Here is a 26043-nt window from a genome sequence, read left to right as displayed (position 1 = left end):
ATAACATTTTTATAAATAATATCCTATTATATGAAAACCTCTTCTTCCCACAACTATGACAAACTAATGGCCACCATTCAACCGTTCATTGAAAAGCTTGTACAACTGGGTTATGTAACGCCACAAGAGCAGCAAAACCAGACACAATCCCTTTACAACTACGTAAAGAACGATGCCTACCTCACAGATCAATATTCATACGATGGTGAACTAAGAATCGTTACCAAAACAAAACCGGGTACGGTTATGTCTTCCATATTTAAACTATCCATTGATCCCTGGGGAGAAAAGGTACATGAAAAAAAATCACATCTACCTGTGACAATGTATCACATCCCTATACGCTTATCGACCAACAAAAGCCGCCTACAGCAATTGAAATGCTCAGTCTATTGGAACGTAAGCGTAACACTCCTAAAAATGAATTACCCGGAAAAGCATCCATTGCACAACAAAAACCGCGTGGTTTAAAAAAAGGATAAAAGCATTCATCACAACAGTACCACCGCAAGCATTCGGGCATTAGCTAACCATCCTGCCTAACCGGCAAAAATGAAACACCATGAAATACGCCATTGTATTACTCACCGCCATGCTGTGCCTATACGTACCCCGCCAGGCAAAAGCACAATCCCAGGAACTACAGCAACTCATTTTAAACGTGGAGAAATGGCACCAGCTGAAAGAGATTCTCAACACCATGTACAAAGGGTACACCATCCTTACCAATGGTTACAAAACCATCAAAGACCTGGCAGAAGGAAACTTCAACTTACATGACTTGTTCCTGTCCACTTTACTCAAAGTGAGCCCTACTGTAGCCAAATATCACAAAATCGTAAACATCATCAGTAACCAGCAAAAAATAATAGCTGAATACAAAAGCGCCTATTCCTCCTTTTCACTATCCGGTGTATTCACAGATGGCGAACTGGATCATATCAGCAATATTTACAACAACATCCTGGATAAGACAGCCAAAAACTTTGATGAACTGCTACTTATCATTACCGCAGGCCAGCTGCGCATGAATGATGCCGAACGTATTGCTGCCATAGATCGTATTGACGGCGATGTTAAAGAAAAGCTCGACTTCCTATATGCCTTTGATAAAAAAACACTCATTCTCCAGCAGCAGCAGCAACAGGCCATCAAAGACATTCAAACACTCCAGCAGCTGCAAAAACAGCCATAACACCATTTTACCTATGACACATAAACACCAATTCCATGAAAAGAAAAGCCACCATACTATCCTTATTATCCCTCTCTTCCCTTCTTCCTGCAATCCTGCATGCACAGAGCTCCACCGTACAGGATATACACACCGTACTGGAATCAACAAAAGAACAATTACTACCACTAGGCACACAACTTATTGACGTTGCTACTGCCGTTGCAGGTTTTGGCGCATTGTTCTACATCGGTTACCGCGTATGGAAACATATCGCAGCAGCAGAACCCATAGATTTTTTTCCACTCTTCCGGCCTTTCGCACTTACACTACTCATTGGATTATATAATACATTGGTTTTACCAGTGATGGATGGCGTACTCAATCCTATCACCCTCAAAACACAATCCCTATTTAACAAATCCAACCAGGCAGTAGAAGACCTGCTACTTACCAGGGCAATTCAAATTAACAGGGCAGCAGAAGGCACCCCGGTAGGTAACCCTACCAATGGTAACCGGAACTATGATAAGTATGAAAAACCAGAACCTACCACCAGCACACAACAAACACCAACTTTTTCCTTTGGCGCAAAGCTCATGCGAAACAGTATGTCATTTATGTTTAAGCTGATGCTGAGTACAGTTTTACAGATCGTTTACTATGCAGCTTCTATTATCATAGATGTAATGCGAACGTTTATTTTACTGTTACTGGGTATACTAGGCCCCTTTGTACTTGCATTCAGTATATATGATGGATTCCAGCATACACTCTCCGTTTGGATAGGCCGATACATAAACGTTTACCTATGGCTGCCCATAGCCAACATTTTCGGAACCATCATCAATATGATTCAGAAAAACATGTTGCAGCTGGACATGGCGCAGATACAGGCCAACGGCAGCGTATCCTTTTCTGAAACAGACGCATCCTATCTCATATTCCTTCTGATAAGCATTGTTGGCTACTTCTCCATTCCAGGCGTTGCCAATTATGTTATCCACGCTTCAGGTGGCCACTCCATTATGAGCACTGTAGGTATGTTTTCCAAAACATCCATGCGCCTGTTATCAGGTGGCACAGCAGGCGGTGGTTCTTCCAAGGGTGGAAGCAGCGGCGGCAGTGGCGGTGGATCAATGGCCAATGATACGCCGGGGGATGATAAAAAAATGGGTGACATGGCAAACGCGGCCAACTCAGACACCCAAACCAATGACAGTAATTCCCATCAGGCAGGCAAATTATCCTAACACCATGCTATTACCTATAAAACACCACCCATGTTTCAGCAACTTAGAAATATTGACAGCGCATTCCGGCATGTCAAAACATTTTCCATCGTACTGACAGTAGCCAATGTCATCATATCCTGTTATGCGATATACAAATCTCACCAGACCATTGCACGTAATAAAGACAAGGTGTATGTAATAGCTGGTGATAAGTTCCTACAGGCTGTATCCGCATCACGTGCAGAAAACATGCCCATAGAAATAAAAGACCACATTAAGACATTTCATAATTACTTCTTTTCCTTAGAACCGGACGAATCCGTTATCAAACGCAACATCACCAAGTCGCTGTACCTCGCAGATGCAAAAGCAAAAAACGAGTACGACAACCTGAACGAGAAAGGATACTATACCGGTATCGTATCCGGTAATATCAGCCAGCAGGTGATGGAGCCGGACAGCATTGCCCTGGTAACAATTCCACCATACCGTTTCCGGTATTATGGTAAGCTGAAAATGATACGTGCCACCAGTATCGTTACACGTAGCCTGGTAACAGAGGGCACCATCAGGGTAACATCGCCCAGTGATAACAACCCACACGGATTTCTGATTGAAAACTGGCGAATCATTGACAACACAGATATATCCATTCAAAACCGGTAACCTATGTTAACATTTATCAGGCAGCTATACAGACGGAGGACTACGAGCTCCATCCCAACAAGCAGCACCCACAGTAACACCATCCTTTACAGATGCCAGTGCCGCTTTGCCAAGGCATTAGGCCGCGCCGAAAAAAAGCTTTCTACCACGCAGAAAAAAATACTGCTGCTGATTTATTGCACAACAGGCACCCTGTTTTTCGGCGCACTGCTGCTCAGGCCCATCTTATACCACCGGTCAAGTTCCCCCACCAGGGTAATTCAGAGCATACCTATGGTAACACTGGACACCCTCAGTAAAACACCGCTTACCATTCAGCAACAACATGACACCATCATCATTAAAACGAAATAACCATGAAAAAACTATCACCATCACAAGCCAAAAAATTAAGGCTATCTCTTCTCATACTGGTGTTCGCCATATGTCTTACCGGCCTTTTCTTTGCCTTATCCTCACTAAGCAAATCATTACAATCAAAAGACAATGCTACAGACACAGCCAAACAGGCATTTAACGTTAAACTACCAGATGCCGTACTACCCAACAAAAAGGAAAAAAACAAACTGGAAGTATACCTGGACGCACATAAGGACAGCCTGAAGCAACAGGAACGGGTAAAAAACGATCCCTATGCACAACAGTTACAGTATGATCCTGCACCGCCACAGGCTACCACAAACCCCATGCAGGCAATTAACAGCCCTGCTTCTCCTAAAAAGAAGCTGGAAGCCAATGAGAAAAAAGTGAATGACAAGCTAACGGAACTATACAATGTCATGCACCAGGTACAACAGCCGCAAAGCACCAATATACCTGCAACCAAAACCACTAACACTACCCAGGATGAAAACATAGCCAGGTTGGAACAATTACTCACCGGTAAACAGAATATAGATAGCAATGCAGAAAACGACCCGGAAATGGCCAGGCTCAACACCATGCTGGATAAGCTCATAGCCATACAACACCCGGAACAGACAGAAAAGCTGACCGGTAACAAAGCACCCGGTAATACTCTTTATTACCAGGTGTCTTCACAGCCTGGTAATAACACAGATACCCTGACGGAGTTTTATATTCCCCAGGATGACGGTAACATCAACAGCTTTTACTCCCTTGCCCCACAGGTGGACACTACCGTTACCACGGAAACATCCTTTACAGCTGTCATTCCGCAAAACCAAACCCTTCAAAACGGCAGTACACTACAAATGCGGCTTACGCAGGACATTTTCATAAAAGGTATTAAAATACCACAGAACACATTTGTGTATGGCTCCTGTAGCATTTCTGATGAAAGGTTGAAAATTAAAATTTCCAGTGTACTGAATGGCAAAAGCATCCTGCCTATACAGATGAGTGTATATGACAGTGACGGGCAGGAAGGCATATTCGTCCCCGGTGCCATCACACGCGATGCAGCCAAAGAAAACGCCGATCGTGCTATACAGTCTATAGGCATGACCTCCTTAGATGGCAGCCTGACCACCCAGGCAACAAGTGCGGGTATAGAAACCGCCAGGACATTCCTTTCCAAAAAAATAAGAAACATTACTGTGACCATAAAAGCAGGACACTCCATTTTCCTGAAAAACAAATAACAAAAATCACCACCTATCAAAAACCAGATTTATGAAAAAAAACATCTTACTGGCAATTATTGCCATGTGCCTTCTCACCGCTATGTATGCCCAACAGCCAGGCAAATCATTACAGGATGCTTCTATAGAGCATTACACCATTGACATTAGTTATAACTATACCACCGTACTGATATTTCCCTTCCCCGTTATTGATGCAGACAGAGGTATCCGCGACCTGATGGCCACCAAACAAGCCCAGGTAAGTAACGTCCTGAAACTAAAAGCAGGCAAAAAGGACTTCCCTGCCACCAACCTGCATGTGTTCACTGCCGATGGCAAAGTGACCGCATTCGATATCACCTACACAGACCATCCACGCCAGACAACCTACGATTTAAGCAGGATGCCGCCTAACACCTACATAGCCCCCTCCGTTCTCCAATTGGATCATGTGCCTTATAATGACCTGCAATTGTCTTTACTTGATAGCCAGGTAACAACATCCCAAAATTTCCTGCACCTGAAGAGCAAAGACCAGCGCATGAAAATCGCCCTGAAAAGTATTTACAACGATGGTGAAGTGATGTTTATTCACCTGGAGATCACCAACCGCTCCCCACTGGACTATACACCGGAATTTACCCGCTGTTATATACAGGACTACCAGAAAATTAAACGTTCCAGCGTACAGCAGACCACCGTACAGATGATATACCACACTACCATCAGCAACATACCAGGCCATTCCACTGCATCCTGTGTCATCGCTGTGCCCCGCTTTACCTTATCAGATCACAAAAAATTCCATATAGAGATTTTTGAGAAAAACGGGGGCAGGCTACTTCACCTGGATATGAAAAACAAACATCTTCTGAAAACGCGCAAACTACCAGGGTATGCCGAAATCAGCAACACAGTTCAATAACCAGGCAGAAAACAGGGTACTGGAAAACCTGAAGCAATATGCCCAGCAGGAAGCGACCTTATATATCGCTAACCCCTTAGCGTCCAGTAATGATCCTGAAATATTGCAGTTCAAAAGAAATTACTATAGTGGTATTGTCAGTGAAATTAGCCCCACAGCTACCGGGCTGGAAAAACTGGCAATGAAGTTTGTAAAAAACCAGATTAAAAACCTGGACGCCAAGCTCAACCCCACATGGGATAATAAATTGCTGTATTCAAAAGCAGGTAATGCCATTCGCAATTTTGCGAGTGGCTATAACATTGTGTACAAAAAAATTAATGGAGCACTGGATCATATCCAAAAGGACATTATCCATAAACACAATATAAATACACTCAGTAAAGACTTTGCACAAAAAGGCTTTACGATTAACCAGGAAAGCCACCTGGACAGCATGATAAAACTGAACCTCCCGGAATTTCACATCAATTACCTGGACGTAAACAATAAGGGCACCCTGTATTACCTGCATTGTAAGCGGATACCGGATACCAAGTTGTATTTCTTTGAGAAAATAACCGCCAAAGCAAACCCCACGACAGAAGAGCTACGCACCGGCAATATCGGCCCTGAAAAAAAACATACATTCCTATTAAATGAAAACCCGGATATAAATGCAGCCAACGCAGCTAGGCTGGTACACGGTGATGATGCTAAACTGGGTAACAGTTTTGCTTACCTGGACACAAAACCAGGCGGTGACACACAGGTAAAAACTGTTGAGTTCAACCTGGTAAATGAACTTAAAAAACTAAATCTCCCCCGACTGGCTGGTGACACCTTTGCCGCACTGAAAAAAGCATTGGGCGAGGGAAAAAGCTACACCCTCACCCTGCCCTTACCAGGTAAAGGGGACACACAATGCACCATACAGGCTACTCCCCGCAATGAAAAACATAAAATAAGTATCACAGACAGTAACGGTAATTATATCAACATGAACAGGTTTAAAGAAAAGGTGTGGGAAGAAGCCGGGGATCTTATTTCATCCATTACCAATAATCAGCAGTTAAGCAACGGGTGGGAAGACATGCCCGAAGAAGCTAAAAAATTAAAAAGAACCGTATGAAAATACCACCATTAACACCATCAGCACTGAATAATATCCAGCATTCAATGACACAGCTAAACATGGAACAACTGGAAATACTACGTAAACTGGTAGATAATCGTATATGGCGAATCCGATTCCACCAGTTTGTGCATTCCATCGCTACTACAACCCTGGCTACACCCTCAACACACCCTCCCGACAACCTCCCCTACACCCCCACGCCACCCTGCACGTAAACCCTTGCTCGCCCTTTAATCGTTGTAAGGGGAGCAGACTTGTTGCATGGTAAATTATTCAAATACAAGAAACCAATTATGCAGCCTTTCGCTGATAGGCCAACGAAAAGCTATTGTCAGTAAATGTCGTTGGTCTTACAGGCAGTTTTTTATAACCGGGTAAATAATAGGCAGTTTCATACTACTTTTGTTTTCCCCTATATGCTTAACTCAGTCTATATTATCATTCAATATATTAATGGCGCTACGCTGTATTATAGCATTTACATTCTAAATCATCCTTTTAAGCACGAAGAAAAATACCTGTTCAACGATGATTTTATGCTGTTGGTGACAGACATAAAAGGGTATGCAAGATATGTGTCAGAAACACTGGAGCCCTGTGTTAAGTACAGCTATGCACCGTCAGGTTATATTAAAAGAATTGATAGTGAAATTGAAAGCGATTTTATCTTATAGGGTATTATCAACATATTTCACCGGAAAACACCACAGCCTAGCTCCGTATTATACGAAGTCCTATTTTTAGATGGATCAGCGGGGCTGTTCTCCGAAGCACTGGTATCGGTAGTTTACGCAAACTAATCACCTGCTTACAGCTTCGCAGCCAGAACATTTCACCCGAAGAAGGTTGCCAGGGTTTTAGGGCTTCTGCTGGTAGCAGAAGACTTTTGACAACATCATGAGCGCTTGTTTTTTCGGCTTTTTTTGGGGGGGGATAGAAGGGCCACCGCTCCGATGGTGCTTTACTTGCGACGCTCCGTTTGGGGTTTGGTTGGCTATTCTACATATGCCTATCAATCCTGAAACTCCTGTGATCAGTAATTTTCCGATATGACTAAATTGATTTTTAAAAATAACCTACTCCACTGACATTAATAAATTTGGCTTAACCACTTGTTCAATTGAGGAAGAGCAAATGTAATTTTCAAATCCCTGCCATCAATAATAAGTGGCTCTTTTATCCATCCCATTTTTGCAATATTCTTTCTCTTTTCATCAGCTACCGTTGCTCCACTCGAAAACAAAAAAGTACCTTCTATCGCATTACAAATAACCCTGTATTTCTCTAATTCTAAGGGCGTTACCTTCCCATTACTCTTTGCTTCACCAATTACCACCCTTCCATCTACAATACAAAGCAGATCAACCTCCGAAAGCTTGCCAGCAGAATCCCATATTTTAACTTCAGGAATATAAATAAAACAGTATTTAGCCGCTTCCTTCATTACATTCAAGCTTAAAACCGGTACACGCATGTTTGAATTCAAACCCTGATAAAACATTTCATCCAGTTTATAATAAAAGCCAGGCTCTTGTTCAGGCATTCGCCAATGCCTTTCTGTATATACCTGTTCACTATAACAACGATTGCATACAAATTGCTGACCTATTTCTTCCATCCTGTACCACCCTAAATAACTGCACCTTTCACATTGCAGGATTAGTCCTCGTAACAAAATTTTTTTCCTTAAAAAATCACTTATTGAACCACGTAATTCTTTGCTGTTAACTCCTGCTATCTTCTCGAAATCAGCATAGCTTAGGTAAGTTCTATTTTCATTTTTAAGGAAACACCCAATACGTTCTTCTGAAGGAATATTTTTAGGATCACCGACTAGAAACTGATTAAAAATGTTGAGAATTTTATCATTCAAGAGGGTATCTGCCAATTCACTTAGACCACCAAATAGTTCTATAGAAGCCCCCATATATTTCCCCTTATCAGAGTGTGCTATTTTAGCTCCTATTTTTTTAAACAATATTTCAAATATATCATACCCATCTAACAGTTTAACTCTGCTTTGCGTTGTTAGGGCATTCCCAGGTTCAAATGGGTAATGAATTTCAGCAACAGGAACCTGAATAGAAATAGCACTATCAGAATTTCTCACCTTATGCTTCATTCCTTTTCTTGAGGAAAAGACATCTGAAAAGAAAGTTGCTAACACCTCATTATTCGATGGTAGTACATAGCCCAAACTTCTATCTCCTTCGTCATCACTTGTCACATTAAAATCAACCATCCAGGAACCAGTCCTTCCATAAAGATCAGTCAAATTACCCGGAGCAGGAAAATGGATTGCAGCAGAGGAAACCCCATTATAAATTTGTTGTATCCAGGAGTTATCTTTCGTCTTAAAATCGTACCTTCTAAAATCTATAGAAGTATCAATCATTTCCATTGGAGTGTACGAAGCTTCAATATCATCAGATCGCCAATGAAGCCCAAAATTAATAAACATACCATCTAATTGTGATTCGATTTCCAGCTTACTATATGAATCCGAAACAAAGTTTATTGAACAAGTGGAGTATACATAAGTGCCTATTTGATGGGATATCGTATCAAATATTGACGTACAAATATCAAACTCGTACTTTTCAAGGTTGTCAGCCACTAAACCAGGCACCCAAAACACAAGCCTTTTATTCTGTCTTAAATTATAATAAAAGCAGAAATCTGATACACTTCTGCCTACCACAATTATAATAGACATATGTTCTTCAGGATGATAGTCTTTAGTAGTAATCCATTCCAGTCCAAAAGGTTTCGTGTGAGAAATTCGTTCACCAAACTCCTCGTATAAATATCTTGTGCTCTCAAACAATTTATCGACACCAGAAGGTGTACATTTTTCATATCTCAATTCAAAATTCTGATTATATCTTAGATGCCTTCTATCCTTCAAATACTCACCAACAGTTTTCATACTGCCTATTCTTGTCCTAATTAAAAGTTCAACATAAGAAGAAACATTCTCAAACGTATAATCGGTTGAAGTTATTAAATATGGGGTACTACTTTCGCTGTAAATAAACTTATGTATATGTAAAGCATTGGGTTCCGAATGCCCCCCGGCCCTCATTTTCCCTATTAGCTCCTTCGAAGAAGCATAAAAAGGCTTTACCTCCCTTTCAATTTGAATAGCCAATTGTTCATCAATAATAAATTGATCGTGCTTTTGAGTAGCAGTCAATTTCGCGACAAGAAATTGCAAGGCAGCATCTCTTGAAGCATGTTTTTTAATCAAGTTATTTATTTCATCTTTATACTTTTCCTCAAATTGTTTAGGATTTGAATAATATTCATCTATATCACTAATTTGGTACGAATAAATGTAATCCGGGCTATAACTTTTAAGTAATTTCCAATAGTGTATTGGTATAGTTTTCCCATCAGTAGGGATAATTAGATTAGTATTGCCACCCCAAAAATTACTGTACCACTCAATAATACGCAATATCGTATTATAATCTTTGCAGGTAGCTATATCAAACAAGACTGCATATCGCAAGGGTCTAACACGCGCAGTGATACGTTTATGTTGAATATCCATGATTACGTCCGAATAAATATTGACATGAAAGTTACATAAATAAACCTCCATAAACGCATAAACATTGCTTCACATTAACTCCCTGACATTCTTTACCCGCTGCACCATTACCTTATAGGCTTTATCACCCAACGACTTATTATCTATATCTTTTGTAATCTCGTAATGTTCTGCAATATCTGCCAGGTAACTTACCAATGTCTCCTTATCCTTTTCTATTACCTTCATTCCCGGTATAATATAGTCCACTAGCTTATCCAAAGGAATATCACAACTATCCTTCACAAACATGGTGAAATCATACCCCGAAACATCATCATACCATAACAAGGACACCATTGTTCGCTCTTCCTCAAAATCACCGTCTTCATTTTCAACAATCCTTTGCTCTACCTCCATACAGACGCCCTTCTTCTTCATAGTTTCCGTATACAGGGATAGCACCTCCCCCTTTTCATCATCAGCAGCATGTATCCTTTCCACCCCTAACGCCAGCAATTCATTTGGTAACGTATCGCTTTTAAAAATCTCCATAAATAGCTTTTTGAAAATAGACAAACAGCGCTAACCCGCCCGCTTTAAACAAAAGCAAACAGGTGCTAAAAACACTCCCGTCCGAAGAACCCACTATCAAATACATAACAATTACTGCTACATTTTTCATTATAACCCACTTCACAAATCCTGGTTTCCAGTCTTTGATGAAATGTCCCCAAAATGAAAAAAGCGGGAAAAAGAGAATAGGCAAAAGTAGCGCGTCCCCCAACTACTGCTCAGGCAAGTGTTGGTGAAATTTTTTTGCGAAAAAACGATCGCAAAAAATTTTCACCAAGCCTGCATTCGTTGTGGGCCCAACGGCGCAACTGGGGGCCTTTCTTTTTTTCCCGTTTTTTTCTTTTGGGAACATTTCCAGGGGGGCGGTTGAGGAAAAAAAAGGCTCACTAAAAAAAGGCTTTATATGCGTTCTTATTCTGTTTACTGCTACAATCAGGCTAAAGGAAACACAGTTGCTTCCGGTATTTATTTGCTGTCACGGGGCAGGAACACCGGACGGCCTGCCTTTTCCCCGAACCGTAACAGCATAGTACTAAAGTGCGCCCCCCAGGACGTAGAGTACTTTTATTGGCTTTGCTTTGGCCTGTGGAAAGCGGGCATCTTCCGGCAGATACTTACCGGCTCCGTAATTGAATTAATCCGTTTAGGTACACTGCGCAAAGTAATAGATAAGGTTAACCATAACAGCGAATTACTCACCGACAAAATACCCACCCTACAAGCTGCCATACAGCTAGAGCAAAACTACGTCCAGCAAATAGCAAAACTAAAAGACTTACAAATCGCGCTATTCTACCAGTACATGAAAGAATCAGCATAAAGCCTGTTCACTATTTACCAGTACTCAGTAATCACAACACCGTTCACCAACACATTCCCGCACTTTAAAATCTGCACTATGGCGCAATTCTCAGAAGAAAGGCTTTTTAAAATAAGGCGTTTAAGAAAAGCCCGCAGACTGCACAAAAAGGAGCCGCTTTTTGCTTTACAACTCATGCAGGAAATCTACCCCGGTTATACTCAGGAAGATTTTACCGATGACCTGCGCCCCAGGACAGCACCCAAAAAGAAAAAAGGCAAAACATTAATGGCACGCTATGGCAGATATAGCAGAATGCAAAGCCTGCTTATTGAGTTCCGGCTGACGGGTGAATGGTGGTATGTATACCAGGCTTCCAGGCTAAAAGAACGCATGACACAGCCCTACCGGGTGCAAATGACATTGGCAGGGGCTCAGAGAGAATACCCCCTACCTGCGCAAACACCTATTGCACTGGTGGAAAAATTGGTAACAAAAATAGCCGTGCTGCAATCATGGCCGGAGGTAGAAGCAGCTATCAGCGCCTTTAACCAATACACACACATCAGCTAAACACACACCATTCATTTTATCACCTGTAAAATTTATCACCTATGGCATGGAGTATATCAATTACACCCGAAGGCTGGAGCATGATACGCGAAGCCTGCCACCAGCAAACAAGAACTTTCCTTATACAAGCCATCCAGGAAGCCAGCAGCCAACTGCGTATAAAGGGCCGCAGTAAAATCAACTGGCATTTAGCCAGCACCGAAACACTGGCAGATAAAGCATTTAGCCTGATAGAGCAGACCAATACCTGCGACAATGGCGGCTTTTACTATTGGATCGACTTAAAGGGTTACTACAAAATGCACCTCGCAGAGTAACATTTTTTCTTTCATTAAAAACTATACAATTATGCGACACGATTATCATGAGCGGAAAGTGAACCGCGCAGACAATGCAGAAATGCAAGCAGCCAAAAGCAGGCAGAAATCACAACAACTTTACGAGAGCTCACACAACATGGTAAGCGGTATACCTATGGGCCAGCCTATACTCATAGGGCACCATTCCGAGAAAGGACACCGCCGGTTACTGGAAAGATCAAACAACGCCATGCGCGGCAGTGTAGAAGCAGACAAAGCCGCAGACCACTACGAAGACCGTGCAAGCTCTATACGTAATAATAAAACTATTGCTACCGATAACCCGGACGCACTGCAACTGCTACGCGATAAACTGGCCAGGCTACAAGCAGCACATGAACTTTTAAAACAAGCAGGTAAGCTATACCGTAAAAATCCTAATGATAAAGATGGCTACATGAAGCTACCAGGTGCAACAATTGGACAATGGAACGACATGGTAAAATATGGCGGTATCAAACGCTTTGAAATTGCCAATAGTAACCAGAATATCAACAGTGTAAAAAAACGTTTAGAAGAACAAGAAGCTATTGAAAGCCTGACATACAAAGAAGAAGAGAAAAACGGCGTGAAATACATTATTAACCCTGAAGTGGGAAGGGTACAGCTAAAATTTGGCAGCAGGGTGCCGGAGGAAGTTTACCGCACTTTGCGCAAACATGGTTTTGTGTATTGCAAATCAGAGGGGGCCTTCCAGCGTAAAATAACCGGTAACGGGGTTTTCGCCGCTAAAATGTTTTTAAAACAATTTAACCCCTAACAGACCATGCCCGCAGGCCAGCCAAGCAGGCGGGCACTTTTAAACAATCTCAACTTTTCAACTTATGACAACAGAAACATTTTTCACGGTTGCCCGCGAATCATTCCAGGCGCAAAAGTATGACCATGCCACACTCAGGCTTCTGTATAAAGAGTATGCCACCACACAGCTACTTCTCAAAGAGCCCGGACAAATAAGCATGTTTATTGATTATGCCATTAATGGCGGCATTGATGCCAACAACCCCGACAAAGCCAACAACTTTTACCTGTGGCATTATTGTAATCACATCCTACCTATCAACACTTTTAAAGACCCCATCACAAAGGGCCGCACTACCTACCTGCACATAAAAAGCAATAGACATATTGCGCTCATTAAAGATGATACCGGAGATGTTGTAGGCTCCATTGCATTCAGGCCGTTTCAGAGCATGTACCCGAAGCAGCTGGTGAAATGCCTGGCAAAAGCCACTAAAGCCAATCACATCCAGGTTAAACAGTGGAAGCATGACACAGCAGGTAATACCCGATTTGTGGCACATACACAATACCCGGCAGGCAACATAGCCAAAATCAACTATACCGTTGAATACGTACCCTTTTTCTAAGCACTTTAAAAATTACGCAAATGTCAAGATTACTTTATACAGACCTGCTCACCGGGGCTTTATTCATCAACAAGGATAAAAAGGCCGCTACCAAATTTTACAATCTCACATTGTGGGAAGCACTGCCCGTGCTGTTACGTGTTGTACCAAATGATTCCCATTGGACGGTTTACAATGAGACAACAAAAGAATTCTTTACGCCCGATGAAATTGAAACCATTATAGGCCCCGCTATTTCACCACTCAACCCGGTTGCAGTAATCACCGCAGCACTGGCAGACAAAACAGCCTACACGGTTAAGAATATTACCGGTGATCCGCATACGGCTTACACCCTGATCGCTGAAAAAGCGCAGGAGATATTTCTGTATGGCTATAAAGGAGCTATCCCCTTATGGCACCCCGCAGACAATCATTTGCTGGTAACAATTATTGACGGTTACACGGATGATTTTATCAAGGAAGTGAGAAGTAAAATACCCCAGTAAAACACCAAAGGGAGGGCTACCCCTTAGTAGCTCATTTTATTATGTTACACCATCAAAAGAAATACTTCGCTAGGTATATCTATTCCGTCATCGCACCGCCGCTCGTTCACCGGCTTACCAAAAGCATCGGCCAGGAGCGGGCACACCAACGCCTGAAAAGATGCGCACGGCAGTTATCATACCTGTATAACAATGCACTGCCGCAGTCACTGGAAGCACACAGCCATATAAGCGCCGAAAGCATTTTCATTGAAATGTCCTACTACCAGCTACAGGCATTACTGTAGCCATCCATTCACATAAAACCATTATCCCATGTTTCAGTGTATCACAAAAATCTATATCCAGGAAACCGGTTTACTCAAAAACCAGATTATCGACTTTATTAAAGAACAATTAGGGACACGCCAACATGTTGAACTACTTATTACTGATGGCTTCATTCCTTCGCGGGGCCAACTGCAACAAATACCACACTTCCCGCATGAAATGGCTGATAACTATTATGTGAATGCCCTGGTAACAGGTATAGACTGGCACCTGGACGGTAAAGAACCAGTAGCTACGGGCAACGTGTTAGGTCTATCCACACAGGTAGTTACCTGTTTACTGAAAGATATTCCTGTTCCATATTTGGCTTTACTGGCTGAATTCCTGCGTACTCAATTTGCATTCCAGCACATGCAGCACTCCCGCAGAACATTTACACCGGCTGATGTAGCGGATAATCAAGAGGAATTCCCCGCACTGACCGGGATGGAAGACTACCCCGACAATACGAAACTGCATGTATACAATGGCGGTTTTCTCATAATTGAAGAAGTACCGGAGGACAACCCGCAAGGTGCCCACACCTTTACCGCAATGTCTGACCTTATGAGCCCACAATGCAGCAGCCTGATAGATGCAGAAGAAGAGCTGTTTACTAAGCACCTGGAATATCTTTTCCCAAAGTATGAAGAGCCCACTCCGGAACAGCTGCATACAGCTCACCTGTCCAGGGAGCTACGCCAGGCACAGACATTTGCCACCTCCCTCATGGAAAAATACGCCGCAGACTAACAGTTTATATACTTACTACTCCCCCCTTTATTCATCACCACATCCCATATTTATGCAACCTGCTATTATTACACATTTAGGGGCCTGTTACCTGGTATGTACAGAACTGCCGGTTTTTATCCCCCAGCCGATTACCAGCACCCAGGGCATCACCATCCTACCGGGTGAAAAAGTGACAAACATAGGCAGCCGCAAACGTACCAGCTTTTCCCTATGCCCCGGCCTTTACATGGCATACGAAGGATTGTTTTACTTAGACACACTGTGTTACGCCATCTTTAACTGCCCACAGCATAACCAGGGGCAGCGCTCCCTATTCGAGCAAAAAATCTACCGGTATGCTTTTCATGTTGTATTTGATGAACAAACACGGGTAGCCTGTTTCCTGGTAGGCGCAGGTGGCCCAAAAGGCATGCGCGATATTATCCTGGATACTGTCACCCTCTTTAATGCCTAAGCCTACTATATAGCATTGCCACCAAATACGTACTTTAGAGACGAAAAGGACGTTAATAACACAATATACCGACAACGACACATTCAGCACAAACACCCCCAGGAAGGAGCCTAAAAAACGCATCAGCGGCATTGGCGGGGAAAAGAATAGTAAAAAACACCCGCACCGGTGGCGGGTTCTATAACAAGGTTTGGACTATACAGACGGGCCCTTCTTTATTTATGTAACTTTCACCACAATTTTTGAACGATACATGTATCTTTGGTAAAGAGAAAAGGCCAGTTTTTGAAACTGGCCTTGATCGGATTTTCTAAAGAATTATCGTTACCTGGGTCGAATCAGTTCGATAATCAACTTTATAATTCCGAGAATCTGCAAGATAAGCGCCCAATATGGGGGCTTATTTTTTTGTGGGGCCTTCCTCCCTCCCCTGCGTTTTGTGTTTACCATATGTAACGATCACTAACCTGTAATGGTTTAGAATTGTTACATCAGCTACACATCGCTTATATTCTATAAATCTGCTTCTGAATACTTACCAGGTAAAAATAAATCAATAAAGTGATGATTGCTTACTATTGGCACATGGTACTACACATTTATATCCCCACCCTGAAATGACAAAAGCGACCTTTACCTATTAAAAACCAACACTTTAAAGCTCAGGAAAGCATCCACAACTGTGAATAAAAAGGTCACCCTTTAATACATAATACTTCCCATTAGCCAGCCATTGATGTCATAAACATAGTCCCGCTATATCCAACCATTTCCATTTACACGAAAAACCATCCTGCTATTTCTGAATATAATAATTCTACTTATTTTTATAATTACCCAGCATACCATTTACAAAGCATAAGAACATGAACACCAAAAGACTTAAAGGCCCACAGGGAGATGAACAGTATATTAATTTAATGTATTTGAGAAACGGCGGTATGGGCTTTATTTACCTGGCCAATGACACACAGAACCAGGATGCAGAAGTGGCTATTAAAATAACACCTGTAGACAACCCCAACACCAAAGACCTTTTAATAGAAGAATTCAAAATGGCAGCGTCTTTACGTCACCCGAACATTGCCAAAACTCATTTTTACGGTGAATTCACAGACAATACCGGCAACTACATTTACAGTGTAATGGATTATTTCCAAAATGGCGATTTAGGTGACCTGCTACAAAACAGCAGCCTGCTTCCTATTGATACCTGCATGAACCTCTTTACACAATTATTGAAAGGCTTACAAGCAGCACATAAACTGATAGTTCATAGAGATTTGAAACCAGGCAATATCCTGGTGGGAGAAAACGGCGAATTACAGATATGCGATTTTGGTATATCCAAATACAAAGACCATAGCACCCGGCAACTTACCTTCAAAGGTTATGGCTCCCTGGCCTATATGTCACCAGAATGCTGGCTGAGTGAAACAAACACCGTTCGAATGGATATATACTCTTTAGGTATTATCTTTTTTGAAATACTTACTTTATCCATACCATTCAAAGGGCAGACAGATCAGGACTGGAAAATTGCACACCTAACCACTCCCCTGCCAGACATGAAAAGTCATCGCAGCGACATCCCCTATTCACTGGTGAATATCATAAAGAAAATGACCAGCAAAAAAGCCAAAGACAGGTACGAGGATGTTGCAGCCATTCTTACCGACCTGCAGGGAGCCGAGATAATACAGAACAAATACAATTTAGATGACGTACTGCATCATGCAAATAAAAAAGCCAATGCCATAACAGCGGAAGCATTAGCCCAGGAGAAAGCCAAATTACAACGAGAAGAAACCAATAGTATACTCAGTTATTCTATAAAAGAGCTGTTCAACCAGATAACCGACATATCCCAGGCATTCAACCAGCAATCCGTTACAGAACAAATAACACATACAGAAAGGCTGCAACCGTACAACCCATATGAAGCATCCTATACACTCACTCTTTTTGGCAAAACACTGACCATCGCTTTTTTTAAAAAAGAATTTTCCAATTTCCACAAAGAGCAGGAACTACAATACTACAAAATTCAAAATGACCGCTTCGGATATGTCCGTGATAAATATACCCCTGGCTATATAGTAAAAGACCGTGTGATGTTGGTGGGAAAAGTGATCGTAAACGATTTACGTTTTGAAATGGCCACGCGGGCAAGCATCGCTGAAATACACCCCGCAGGATTTAATATTGTATTACTCAAAACATCTGATTCAGACCTGTATGGCTCCTGGTACACCTGTAAGTTCTCACCTATGCCACTCTATTCAAACATGCCTAACTATTATGTAGCAATGGAACACATCCAAGACTTTCTCAATAATTATGAGTACAGCAGGGGTAGCGTAATCAGTTCCATTAATATGACATTTGATGAATTGAAAGACGCAGACTTTATAGAACTCATTAAATTATTACCTCAAATGGACTAACAGCCACCTTTATTTTTTTAATGTTTATTGACTATCTTGTACTCACTACCTTATCGTCATTAATGCTGTACCCATATTCAGGCCATTGTTAACGCTGAAACGAAGGGCTATAAAATGGACTTACCTGTTCTGCTGCAATATTTACCAGATGGTGAAATAATAAACTTTTCTCTGAACACTGTTTCCCTACAGGATATTTCATCCTGGAAGCAACACGAAAAAACTAGAAAAACAAGACGCTTTCAATCGCCAGCTACAGGCTTATATATTGATGTAACACCGGTGGGCTATGGCATACATTACTCAGTATTTCAGGGAGGTACTCGAATTTCTGAGAATTGGTGCTGCCTGAACGATACAGATGCAGCCAACATGCTTATGATCGTTAAAATACGGATGGAAAAATATAAAATGACAGCGGCAGAACCTCACACCTTTTACTGGATTTACACCACTCTGTTCAGACCTCACTATCTGAATCAAAAAGAACGGGAAGAATTGTTAGCTATAACCCCCATCCTGTATATGATGTTTCGTAAAGAACACCCGTTTAATAGTATCTGTGATTTTGAATAAGCAGAGAAAGATTAATCAGCGCGTAATAGCTGTAGTACTTCAACTTTGAAACCCTGAGAGATTATTACCAATGTATCAAACTCTAAATTTTCAGAACCAGTTTCATAAAGGCCAAGTGTGGCTCTATCTATACCAGTTTCTATTTCCAAATCAAGCTGTGACCAATTTCTCTCCTTTCTTAACCTTTTCATATTCTTAGCTACCATCAATAAAGTTGATTTTAGCCGCACTTCCAGATCATCTACATATCTATCATTTATTATCACCCTAAATTTTCTTTGAAAATCGAAAAAGCAATACACAGGAACTTTAAAAATATTAGCTAGTCTTATAATTGAAACCAATTTAAGATTGTTCCCTTTTTCAAACCTGCTTATTATAGAACTTCTTTTATCACTACCTGTATAAATCTTGCCAACTGTTTCTTTATTATTAAATCCGGCTTTAATTCTTAAAAAAGTGATTTGTCGCCCAAGTAACAGTTGCTGGTCTTTTAAATACTGGCTTTCTAGCATTCTTCTTTTGCCGGTAATATTTGGTTGATCGGGAAGAATATTTTGTAAGGTTTATTAGCGCATTTGTAATTTTTTAGTATATTTGGAATAGAAAATATTAGTCAAACCCCTTAACATAGGGGGAAGGCGTAGCTTCTCACAGGCCTAAAAGTGACATTTAAGGTTTTTTCCCATGTGAGTGTAAGTTTACGGCCCTTCATATCTATATTGCGATGCAATAGGGTGTAGGGCCTGCTTATACCGTTGGGGGTTTATCCGAAAGGATAGACATGGCACTGTCACTGCCTAGGCCACGGTACGCAGGATTCCAGCCCTATTGCTTATTCATTAAGCAGTAGTCACAAAATCTCAGGCCAGAGACTAATATTTTCGGCCCAAAAAAGTGACAATGCTTATAACTGTAACACCTATTAAACTACGCTTTTTTGCACCCGATACTTTACCGGGAGCGAAAGTATTTATGACAAGCGGGCATTGCTGCACCTCATTTTTGGGACACTATACCTTATCTATCCCACTTTCACAGCAATTCTTTCACTTTAAAACTAACACCGCTATGTCAAAGTCAGCAATTGATTTAGTAAAAAGAGAAGATGAAACAAATTCCAGTTTTCTCAAACGATTATTTGTTTCATTCAGTCATGAGGTCAGAAGCTACATTCAAAACATTCCGCGATTCTGTAATGAAATAAAAGCAGGCAAACGGGTTGATCAAAATTGGGAAGGGATTTATTTAGGGACAAAGTTTGCAATGTCCATTTTAGACAACATGACCGAAGCTGTAAAGATTACAGAGGGAGAGCAGGCCTATTTCCCCCAAAAAAAGAAATTTGACTTTCTGGAACTACTTAATACTATTGCTCAACTACGAACGATGGAGGACACCAGTAAAAGAAATGTAAAAATAATTACATCAGGTATTAACGAAATACAGTTGAACTCTGATTACATCCTAGTTTCACAGATACTCAATAACGTGTTGCAAAACGCTTTTAAATATTCCAAAGGCACGAATGAAATTGAAGTAGAATGCACCAGGCAGAACACAGATTTGACAATTGATATAACCAATTGGGGAGACACTATACCTGAAGATGCACTGGAAGTAATATTTGAACCATTTAAACGAATCAATCCAGAACGTACCGGAGTTGGGCTAGGGCTTTATATTTCAAAACAGATAGTAACAGCCTTGCAGGGAAAGATAAAAGCAACAAGCTTTAAAGAAGAGGGTAAGAACACATTCACAATTGCGCTTCCGAATTGCATAGTAATAAATCAATTCAATAGAGCATGAACGTTATAGGTTACTTTAAATACTCTTTATTATTTGTACACTTTAAATTGAATTTATGTAGCTGGCCATATGTCATACCGAAAAGTTGAGCAAGTCGCAATGTCTCCTTTGCATTGAATTCAGCAGTGTCTCTTGATTTCTTCCGAAGAGTAGCGTTACGAAAACCGCCATCCAGTGCAAGCCAGGATATACTATATAGGTCAAAGATTTCTTCCCAGGTCTTAATCTTACCTGACAGAATTCCATCTTTAACATATTTAGGATTTCTAGCCATAAGGGCGAATTAACAGCCATTTTACTACCTGTCAATATTTTTTGAACCATGTGAAAATTCTTTTTGACCAAGTGTAAATTTTTTTTGACCAGGTGTAAACTATTGAGCATGAAATTGTAGACTCCCCGCCTAAGCAGAAAAGCGGTTTAATATTCAATGGATGTAACCTTAAAATGTATAACTAGAGAAGTGATTTTCTTATTACAAAAACACAACCAGGCAATTAGGAGTTTATTTAAAATATTCTTTATTACCTGTGCATTTTAAATTGAATTTATGCAGCTGTCCATACGTCAAACCAAATAAGGCAGCCAGTTTGAGGGTTTCTTTCGCGTTAAAATCAGCTGTATCTCTTGACTTTTTCCGGAGAGTGGCATTACGAAAACCACTATCCAACGCAATCCATGAGATACTATACAAGTCAAAGATTTGCTCCCAGGTTTTTATCTTACCTGTAAGAATTCCTTCTTTGACATATGTTGAGTTTCGCGGCATTCAATAACGAATAAACGCTGATTTTACTAGTTGTCAATATTTTTTTGACCAAGTGCAAATTTTTTTTGACCATCTGTAAACTTTTTTTAACCAAGTGTCAACTTTATTTACGTTTGGTCAAATTTTTACACTATTTTAGTGCTGTCCCCCATCAGTCGCATTTCAGCTCATTTAGCAGCTAATCCGACCGATCGCTATTGCACTCAATAGGTATATACACGGTAAAGAACTAACCAATAATTCTATGACATATTAAATATATTGGTTGCAAAACCAGAACTACATCTGCCTGTAGTGGCAGTATTATGACGGGGGTACTGTGAAAACAGTATCTCGTAACAGGTAGCAATGCCCTTTCAGTATCGACCTGGGAGGGCAGTTTTTTAAGTATAAAATCCGGAAAGCTTCCCAATATGAAACCCAAAACTCCATTTTTGAGAAACAATAACTAACAATCTATGTAAATCCCTATTTATCAACTATATAAAACATGGCACGTGTTTAGTATTTCATTAAGAAGTCCGTTTTTAATCCGAAAGATAATTGTGAACTGTGGAGGGCCAGAAGCTGAACTGCGCCCTCTTTTTTATTAATAATAATTACGCCACGTGCTTCAAAATCGCCATTTGAATTACACTATTATTCCCTCTCTTCTGTTTGATGTAGGCGATCACTTCTGACTTAAAAAAATAGACACGCCCACCTTGCTTATGAAATGGCAAACCTCCTTTCATCCATTCATGTAATGTTACAAGCGACACTTTAAATATTCCAGCAATTTCTTTCCTGGACAGTAGCGGCTCCTGCTCCGACGTAGATTCGTTATTCAGTTGGATAGATGATAAATCACCAATACATTCTTTTATTGCTTCTTTTATCCACCGCTTAAAGTCACCCTCATTAGGAATTAAGATGGTATCCATAGGTTAGTGTATTTATGTGAGAAAAAATTATCTCCATAAACCTACTCTCCTAACCAGTCAGCATTTAACAGTCTTCCCGTAGACTGGTACATATAAAGAAACCTTTACTGTTCTTATCTAAACCTTAAATATGAAGCCCCCAGAAGACACCGGCGGGCATATTTCATTTTAAATTCTATTCGATACTAATTTAGAAGATAAGATGGAAAAGATCGCAATATGTCATGCAACTCATCCTTTATTTTATATTCGTCATTCTCTTTACCCTCCTCACTTATATTATTACAACTCTCTTTCGTATGCCGCTCCCGTATAAAATCATCTAACCCAAAAAACAATTTCAACATTCGTAATTCAACCTCTATTTCAGGCCACTTTAGAGACAGTAAGGCTTTATAGGAAAAAAAGTTATTCTGCACATTCATACTCCTGAAAGTCAGGTTTGCCCTGATATACTGTCTCTCTTCTTCACTTTTGAAACTGCTTTTATTTTGTTCAATGAACTTTTCGGCCATCTCAAAATACACATCTCCGGAAGAAAGATCAGCATTTATATTTCCATCCATACGCCCCACATTAATAATAAAAAAAAGGTAGCTTAAAATTCCGTCCCACACACCTACGTAAGCCGAATCATACTCGTCCCACCAGGCATTATCCAATACAGCCACTAATGTGTCAGTTAGTAATGGTTCTACTCCTTTCGGCCATTTGATCTGCGGTCCAATTTCAAGTATCCAGGCTCTTACACTTTCGTAAAAACCTGTGTTAACAATAGATGCTCTTTTCTTCCAGTGTAATCGTGGATCAGTGGGAAATGGTGGCACCATGTTATAATACATATGGGGGAACACTTTGTGCCAGGTTAATAAACGCTGCATTTTGGGGCTCATTTTTATTAAAAAATAGTTCACCCATATTGTACCTTTTCACGTTATAAACACCTAAATTAGTTTACACATGGTCAAATAATAAACATCATTAACTATACTGAACAAAATGAACAAACATAATTGCTTTAGCCACTTTAGTTTTACTTCCCAAATTTTGGGCTGTAAAATGGACTACAGTATTTAAAACGATAAAAACCAAAACTAATCAGCACCTTATGGAACAAAAAGAACTCGACAGAATAGAGGAAATAATCCTATTCAGGAAAATGTCAAAAGGCGATACAGCAGCCTTTGATTTTTTTTTTGATAAGGTTAGCAATCGGGTTTACGGATACTTACTGAAAATGACCAAAAACGAAGCGATTGCCGGAGAATTACTACAATCAGTTTTTATAGAGCTTTGGGATCAAAGAAAAAATTTTGATACTGTTATGTATCCCCGTGCCTTTTTGTTAAAAATCGTTTCCCAAAAACTATATCCCGTAGTATTAGAAATACTTAAAAAAAAATATCATAGAGCCTGATATTTATACATTTCCTTTTACCAACCCTTTTTCCAATTTATCCAAGGAGAGATGCCTGTTTTCACCTATTCCATCAAGGCTAGATTGCGTGATGCTAAGGTTAATCTATTAACCCTGAATTAAGCCCTAAAAAGCCCCTTCCAGCCTTTTAAACAAGAAAGCCTAGTAAAGCCAAATAAAAGGAAACAAAGAGCCTAAAAAGGCTGCATTTCAGTCACTTCAATATAACCAAAATCATTAAAACCCTTATACAGTATACATTTCAGCGATTTTCACTATTATTTTTCGTATATTTACTATGGTAAAGGCCCGTAAAGTGGGCTATATTTCATCATTTGCTCTTTGAAAAGTTGATTGATCTCTCCCCAGGCTAAAAGCTTAAAAGTCGGTAAGATGAAGTTAGGCAGGTGTGGTGTAGGTTAATCTGGATTAGCGAATTTCGGAGCCGAAAAGTTTTTGTTTGAATTTGTTTGAATTTGTTTGAATTTTGTTTGAATTTCTACAAAAACGACAAAGGCCGCACAATGTGCAGCCTTTGTAACTAATTGAAAATCTGTGCCCCGGAACGGACTTGAACCGTTACTCGCATTGCTGCGAACAGGATTTTAAGTCCTGCGTGTCTACCAATTCCACCACCAGGGCGAACCAAAAGAACCAAATAAATATCGGTTCTTTTACCAGAGCGGAAGACCAGGCTCGAACTGGCCACCCCGACCTTGGCAAGGTCGTGCTCTACCAAATGAGCTACTTCCGCGTATCCTTTATAAGAGCCTCACAATCAATGTTTTGTTTCTTTATTCTGTGTCCTTATTGATTGGGAGTGCAAAGATAGAATTCCGTTTGTATTTTCAAAATTTTCTTTGCACTTTTTTTTCTTTTTTTATTTGTACTCAGGAGTGTACTTAGTGCTGCTCTGAATTTCAATATCAGGTTTGCCTTTGTAACGGTTTTTGTACAAACGGTAGCAACCGCCTAATACAAATGACAACAAACAGAAGAAAGTTACATAAAACACAAAACGTGATGAGCTTACTCTGTTATACTTAAAATCTTTCTCTTTGTAGTTATCTTCTATCTCGTGTGACATATTCTTGAGTATTGCGTGGCAAAAATAAGGATGTGAATTAATATAACCAGCCTGTTACTGAACAATTTCTGTAAATATCTTCCTTCCTTTTAAAAAATACGCCCACACAATAGAACGTTCCACTACACCAGCCAGTTGGCGCATGGGTTTAATAGCCACCGGCCTAAAGGCTTTCTCTGTTTTAGTCCAGGCAATTACATCATAGTGTGCTTTAAAAATGGCTTTTACACTATTAGTATCTCCACTCAGAATACATTTAAACGCAAATGCCCAATCCAGCAGAATACGGAAAGGAATCTTCCATATTTTTTCCGAAGCAGGCAAATTCTTTAGCAGCATGATAATATTGTTGCGGAAGTTGAGATAGGTTTTGCGATGCCCTTTAGGTAAAGTGCCCCCTCCTACGTGATATACCACTGATGCGGGGCAACAGTATAACTTATGCCCTGCCAGTTGCACCCGCCAGCACAGATCAATTTCTTCCTGATGAGCAAAGAAATATTCATCCAGTCCACCTGCCGCATGATATACATCCGCTTCAATAAACATAGCTGCGCCGGAAGCCCAGAAAATAGGTATGGGATCGTTGTATTGTTGTTTGTCTTTCTCCAGCGTCTCAAACACGCGGCCACGGGCTAAAGGATAACCCAGGAAGTCGAGCCAGCCACCAGACGCACCAGCATATTCAAAATAATCTTTCCGGTGGTAATCCAGCAGTTTGGGCTGGCAGACTTTAATAGCGGAGTCTTGCTGCATTAATGTTATTACCGGCTCAATCCAGTTGGGTGTTACTTCCACATCCGAATTCAGCAACACATAATAATCACTCTTTACCTGCTCCAGTGCTTTGTTATAGCCCCCGGCAAAACCATAGTTGCTGGTATTGAGAATAAGTTCTACTTGCGGAAAATTCGCTTTTACAAAAGCAACAGAGTCATCTAAAGAAGCGTTGTCGGCTACAATAACGCGTTTATTAGTATAGGTAGAAGCCAATACGGAGGGAAGGAATTTTTCAAGGTAATTTCTTCCGTTGTAGTTTAGAATTACAATAGCAACTTCAGGAGGGTTCAAGCAAATAGTTTTATCAAAT

32 protein-coding genes and 2 tRNA genes are annotated in these 26043 nt (G+C 40.6%); 23 read left to right on the top strand and 11 right to left on the bottom strand.

What is annotated here, in order from left to right:
• The first annotated feature begins 30 nt into the window (after window positions 1-30).
• The 10 genes from FLA_RS02110 (at window position 31) to FLA_RS02070 (ending at window position 7377) form a co-directional block, all read left to right on the top strand.
• A complete protein-coding gene (locus FLA_RS02110) occupies window positions 31-471 on the top strand; it encodes a hypothetical protein (RefSeq protein WP_096510660.1) in 441 nt (146 codons plus the stop codon).
• Window positions 472-562: 91 nt separating this feature from the next.
• A complete protein-coding gene (locus FLA_RS02105; RefSeq protein ID WP_076381751.1) occupies window positions 563-1195 on the top strand; it encodes a hypothetical protein in 633 nt (210 codons plus the stop codon).
• 35 nt (window positions 1196-1230) lie between these two features.
• Window positions 1231-2427: a conjugative transposon protein TraJ gene (gene traJ / locus FLA_RS02100; RefSeq protein ID WP_076381750.1), complete on the top strand. Its 1197-nt coding sequence runs from the start codon at window positions 1231-1233 to the stop codon at window positions 2425-2427.
• Window positions 2428-2457: 30 nt separating this feature from the next.
• Window positions 2458-3075, top strand: a complete 618-nt coding sequence (gene traK, locus FLA_RS02095) for a conjugative transposon protein TraK (protein WP_076381749.1) — start codon at window positions 2458-2460, stop codon at window positions 3073-3075.
• 3 nt (window positions 3076-3078) lie between these two features.
• Window positions 3079-3429 carry a hypothetical protein gene (locus FLA_RS02090; protein ID WP_076381748.1) on the top strand — a complete coding sequence of 117 codons (351 nt, stop codon included), beginning with the start codon at window positions 3079-3081 and terminating at the stop codon, window positions 3427-3429.
• 2 nt (window positions 3430-3431) lie between these two features.
• Window positions 3432-4679 carry a conjugative transposon protein TraM gene (traM, locus tag FLA_RS02085; protein ID WP_076381747.1) on the top strand — a complete coding sequence of 416 codons (1248 nt, stop codon included), beginning with the start codon at window positions 3432-3434 and terminating at the stop codon, window positions 4677-4679.
• 31 nt (window positions 4680-4710) lie between these two features.
• Window positions 4711-5586, top strand: a complete 876-nt coding sequence (traN, locus tag FLA_RS02080) for a conjugative transposon protein TraN (protein WP_076381746.1) — start codon at window positions 4711-4713, stop codon at window positions 5584-5586.
• Window positions 5558-6697, top strand: coding sequence for a hypothetical protein (locus FLA_RS02075; protein ID WP_076381745.1), 1140 nt, complete (start codon window positions 5558-5560; stop codon window positions 6695-6697). Before traN ends, FLA_RS02075 begins: the two co-directional genes overlap by 29 nt.
• Complete coding sequence (locus FLA_RS31090) at window positions 6694-6918, top strand: hypothetical protein (protein ID WP_144264144.1); 225 nt, start codon at window positions 6694-6696, stop codon at window positions 6916-6918. The genes FLA_RS02075 and FLA_RS31090 overlap by 4 nt, the downstream gene beginning before the upstream one ends.
• Window positions 6919-7119: 201 nt before the next feature.
• Window positions 7120-7377 carry a hypothetical protein gene (locus FLA_RS02070; RefSeq protein WP_144264143.1) on the top strand — a complete coding sequence of 86 codons (258 nt, stop codon included), beginning with the start codon at window positions 7120-7122 and terminating at the stop codon, window positions 7375-7377.
• Between the two features lie 416 nt (window positions 7378-7793).
• Here FLA_RS02070 and FLA_RS02065 read toward each other — a convergent pair whose 3' ends face one another.
• Window positions 7794-10259 carry a hypothetical protein gene (locus FLA_RS02065; protein ID WP_096510658.1) on the bottom strand — a complete coding sequence of 822 codons (2466 nt, stop codon included), beginning with the start codon at window positions 10257-10259 and terminating at the stop codon, window positions 7794-7796.
• Window positions 10260-10328: 69 nt separating this feature from the next.
• Window positions 10329-10793, bottom strand: a complete 465-nt coding sequence (locus FLA_RS02060) for a hypothetical protein (RefSeq protein WP_076381742.1) — start codon at window positions 10791-10793, stop codon at window positions 10329-10331.
• Window positions 10794-11217: 424 nt separating this feature from the next.
• On the opposite strand from FLA_RS02060, the gene FLA_RS02050 reads away from it, so the two are divergent.
• From FLA_RS02050 to FLA_RS02000, 11 genes are all read left to right on the top strand, one after another.
• The gene (locus FLA_RS02050; RefSeq protein ID WP_076381741.1) at window positions 11218-11634 is read left to right on the top strand and encodes a DUF6943 family protein; all 417 of its coding nucleotides are present in this window, start codon (window positions 11218-11220) and stop codon (window positions 11632-11634) included.
• Between the two features lie 78 nt (window positions 11635-11712).
• Window positions 11713-12186 carry a hypothetical protein gene (locus FLA_RS02045; protein WP_076381740.1) on the top strand — a complete coding sequence of 158 codons (474 nt, stop codon included), beginning with the start codon at window positions 11713-11715 and terminating at the stop codon, window positions 12184-12186.
• Window positions 12187-12227: 41 nt separating this feature from the next.
• Window positions 12228-12503: a hypothetical protein gene (locus FLA_RS02040; protein ID WP_096510654.1), complete on the top strand. Its 276-nt coding sequence runs from the start codon at window positions 12228-12230 to the stop codon at window positions 12501-12503.
• A gap of 31 nt (window positions 12504-12534) precedes the next feature.
• Window positions 12535-13305 (top strand): DUF3560 domain-containing protein, encoded by a 771-nt coding sequence (locus FLA_RS02035; RefSeq protein ID WP_076381738.1) that lies wholly within the window; start codon window positions 12535-12537, stop codon window positions 13303-13305.
• A gap of 64 nt (window positions 13306-13369) precedes the next feature.
• Window positions 13370-13915 (top strand): hypothetical protein, encoded by a 546-nt coding sequence (locus tag FLA_RS02030; protein WP_076381737.1) that lies wholly within the window; start codon window positions 13370-13372, stop codon window positions 13913-13915.
• Window positions 13916-13935: 20 nt separating this feature from the next.
• Window positions 13936-14403 (top strand): hypothetical protein, encoded by a 468-nt coding sequence (locus FLA_RS02025; RefSeq protein WP_076381736.1) that lies wholly within the window; start codon window positions 13936-13938, stop codon window positions 14401-14403.
• Window positions 14404-14444: 41 nt separating this feature from the next.
• The gene (locus FLA_RS02020) at window positions 14445-14690 is read left to right on the top strand and encodes a hypothetical protein (protein ID WP_096510652.1); all 246 of its coding nucleotides are present in this window, start codon (window positions 14445-14447) and stop codon (window positions 14688-14690) included.
• 28 nt (window positions 14691-14718) lie between these two features.
• Complete coding sequence (locus FLA_RS02015; protein WP_076381735.1) at window positions 14719-15465, top strand: hypothetical protein; 747 nt, start codon at window positions 14719-14721, stop codon at window positions 15463-15465.
• 52 nt (window positions 15466-15517) lie between these two features.
• Complete coding sequence (locus tag FLA_RS02010) at window positions 15518-15922, top strand: hypothetical protein (RefSeq protein ID WP_076381734.1); 405 nt, start codon at window positions 15518-15520, stop codon at window positions 15920-15922.
• Window positions 15923-16788: 866 nt separating this feature from the next.
• Window positions 16789-18369 (top strand): serine/threonine-protein kinase, encoded by a 1581-nt coding sequence (locus FLA_RS02005; protein WP_076381733.1) that lies wholly within the window; start codon window positions 16789-16791, stop codon window positions 18367-18369.
• A gap of 114 nt (window positions 18370-18483) precedes the next feature.
• A complete protein-coding gene (locus FLA_RS02000; RefSeq protein WP_076381732.1) occupies window positions 18484-18945 on the top strand; it encodes a hypothetical protein in 462 nt (153 codons plus the stop codon).
• A gap of 11 nt (window positions 18946-18956) precedes the next feature.
• On the opposite strand, the gene FLA_RS01995 is transcribed toward FLA_RS02000, so the two are convergent.
• Window positions 18957-19460, bottom strand: a complete 504-nt coding sequence (locus tag FLA_RS01995) for a helix-turn-helix domain-containing protein (RefSeq protein ID WP_084206472.1) — start codon at window positions 19458-19460, stop codon at window positions 18957-18959.
• 388 nt (window positions 19461-19848) lie between these two features.
• Between FLA_RS01995 and FLA_RS01990 the strand changes: the two genes are divergently transcribed.
• Window positions 19849-20757 carry a sensor histidine kinase gene (locus tag FLA_RS01990; protein ID WP_084206471.1) on the top strand — a complete coding sequence of 303 codons (909 nt, stop codon included), beginning with the start codon at window positions 19849-19851 and terminating at the stop codon, window positions 20755-20757.
• 10 nt (window positions 20758-20767) lie between these two features.
• On the opposite strand, the gene FLA_RS01985 is transcribed toward FLA_RS01990, so the two are convergent.
• The 4 genes from FLA_RS01985 to FLA_RS01970 form a co-directional block, all read right to left on the bottom strand.
• A complete protein-coding gene (locus FLA_RS01985; protein ID WP_076381730.1) occupies window positions 20768-21031 on the bottom strand; it encodes a hypothetical protein in 264 nt (87 codons plus the stop codon).
• 231 nt (window positions 21032-21262) lie between these two features.
• Complete coding sequence (locus tag FLA_RS01980; RefSeq protein WP_076381729.1) at window positions 21263-21526, bottom strand: hypothetical protein; 264 nt, start codon at window positions 21524-21526, stop codon at window positions 21263-21265.
• A 599-nt stretch (window positions 21527-22125) separates the two neighbouring features.
• Complete coding sequence (locus tag FLA_RS01975) at window positions 22126-22449, bottom strand: helix-turn-helix domain-containing protein (RefSeq protein ID WP_076381728.1); 324 nt, start codon at window positions 22447-22449, stop codon at window positions 22126-22128.
• A gap of 185 nt (window positions 22450-22634) precedes the next feature.
• Window positions 22635-23330: a hypothetical protein gene (locus FLA_RS01970; protein ID WP_144264142.1), complete on the bottom strand. Its 696-nt coding sequence runs from the start codon at window positions 23328-23330 to the stop codon at window positions 22635-22637.
• A 227-nt stretch (window positions 23331-23557) separates the two neighbouring features.
• Between FLA_RS01970 and FLA_RS01965 the strand changes: the two genes are divergently transcribed.
• On the top strand, window positions 23558-23866 hold the full coding sequence (locus tag FLA_RS01965) for an RNA polymerase sigma factor (protein ID WP_076381726.1): 309 nt from the start codon (window positions 23558-23560) through the stop codon (window positions 23864-23866).
• 556 nt (window positions 23867-24422) lie between these two features.
• On the opposite strand, the gene FLA_RS01960 is transcribed toward FLA_RS01965, so the two are convergent.
• The 4 genes from FLA_RS01960 to FLA_RS01945 form a co-directional block, all read right to left on the bottom strand.
• Window positions 24423-24508: transfer RNA gene (locus tag FLA_RS01960), tRNA-Leu, on the bottom strand.
• A gap of 39 nt (window positions 24509-24547) precedes the next feature.
• Window positions 24548-24620 (bottom strand) — tRNA-Gly (locus FLA_RS01955).
• A gap of 126 nt (window positions 24621-24746) precedes the next feature.
• Window positions 24747-24953, bottom strand: a complete 207-nt coding sequence (locus tag FLA_RS01950; protein WP_076381725.1) for a hypothetical protein — start codon at window positions 24951-24953, stop codon at window positions 24747-24749.
• Between the two features lie 54 nt (window positions 24954-25007).
• A complete protein-coding gene (locus FLA_RS01945; RefSeq protein WP_076381859.1) occupies window positions 25008-26024 on the bottom strand; it encodes a glycosyltransferase family 2 protein in 1017 nt (338 codons plus the stop codon).
• Window positions 26025-26043: the final 19 nt, after the last annotated feature.

This window comes from Filimonas lacunae, from assembly GCF_002355595.1.
Classification (GTDB): Bacteria; Bacteroidota; Bacteroidia; order Chitinophagales; family Chitinophagaceae; genus Filimonas; species Filimonas lacunae.
This window is presented reverse-complemented; position numbering and strand designations above follow the sequence as displayed.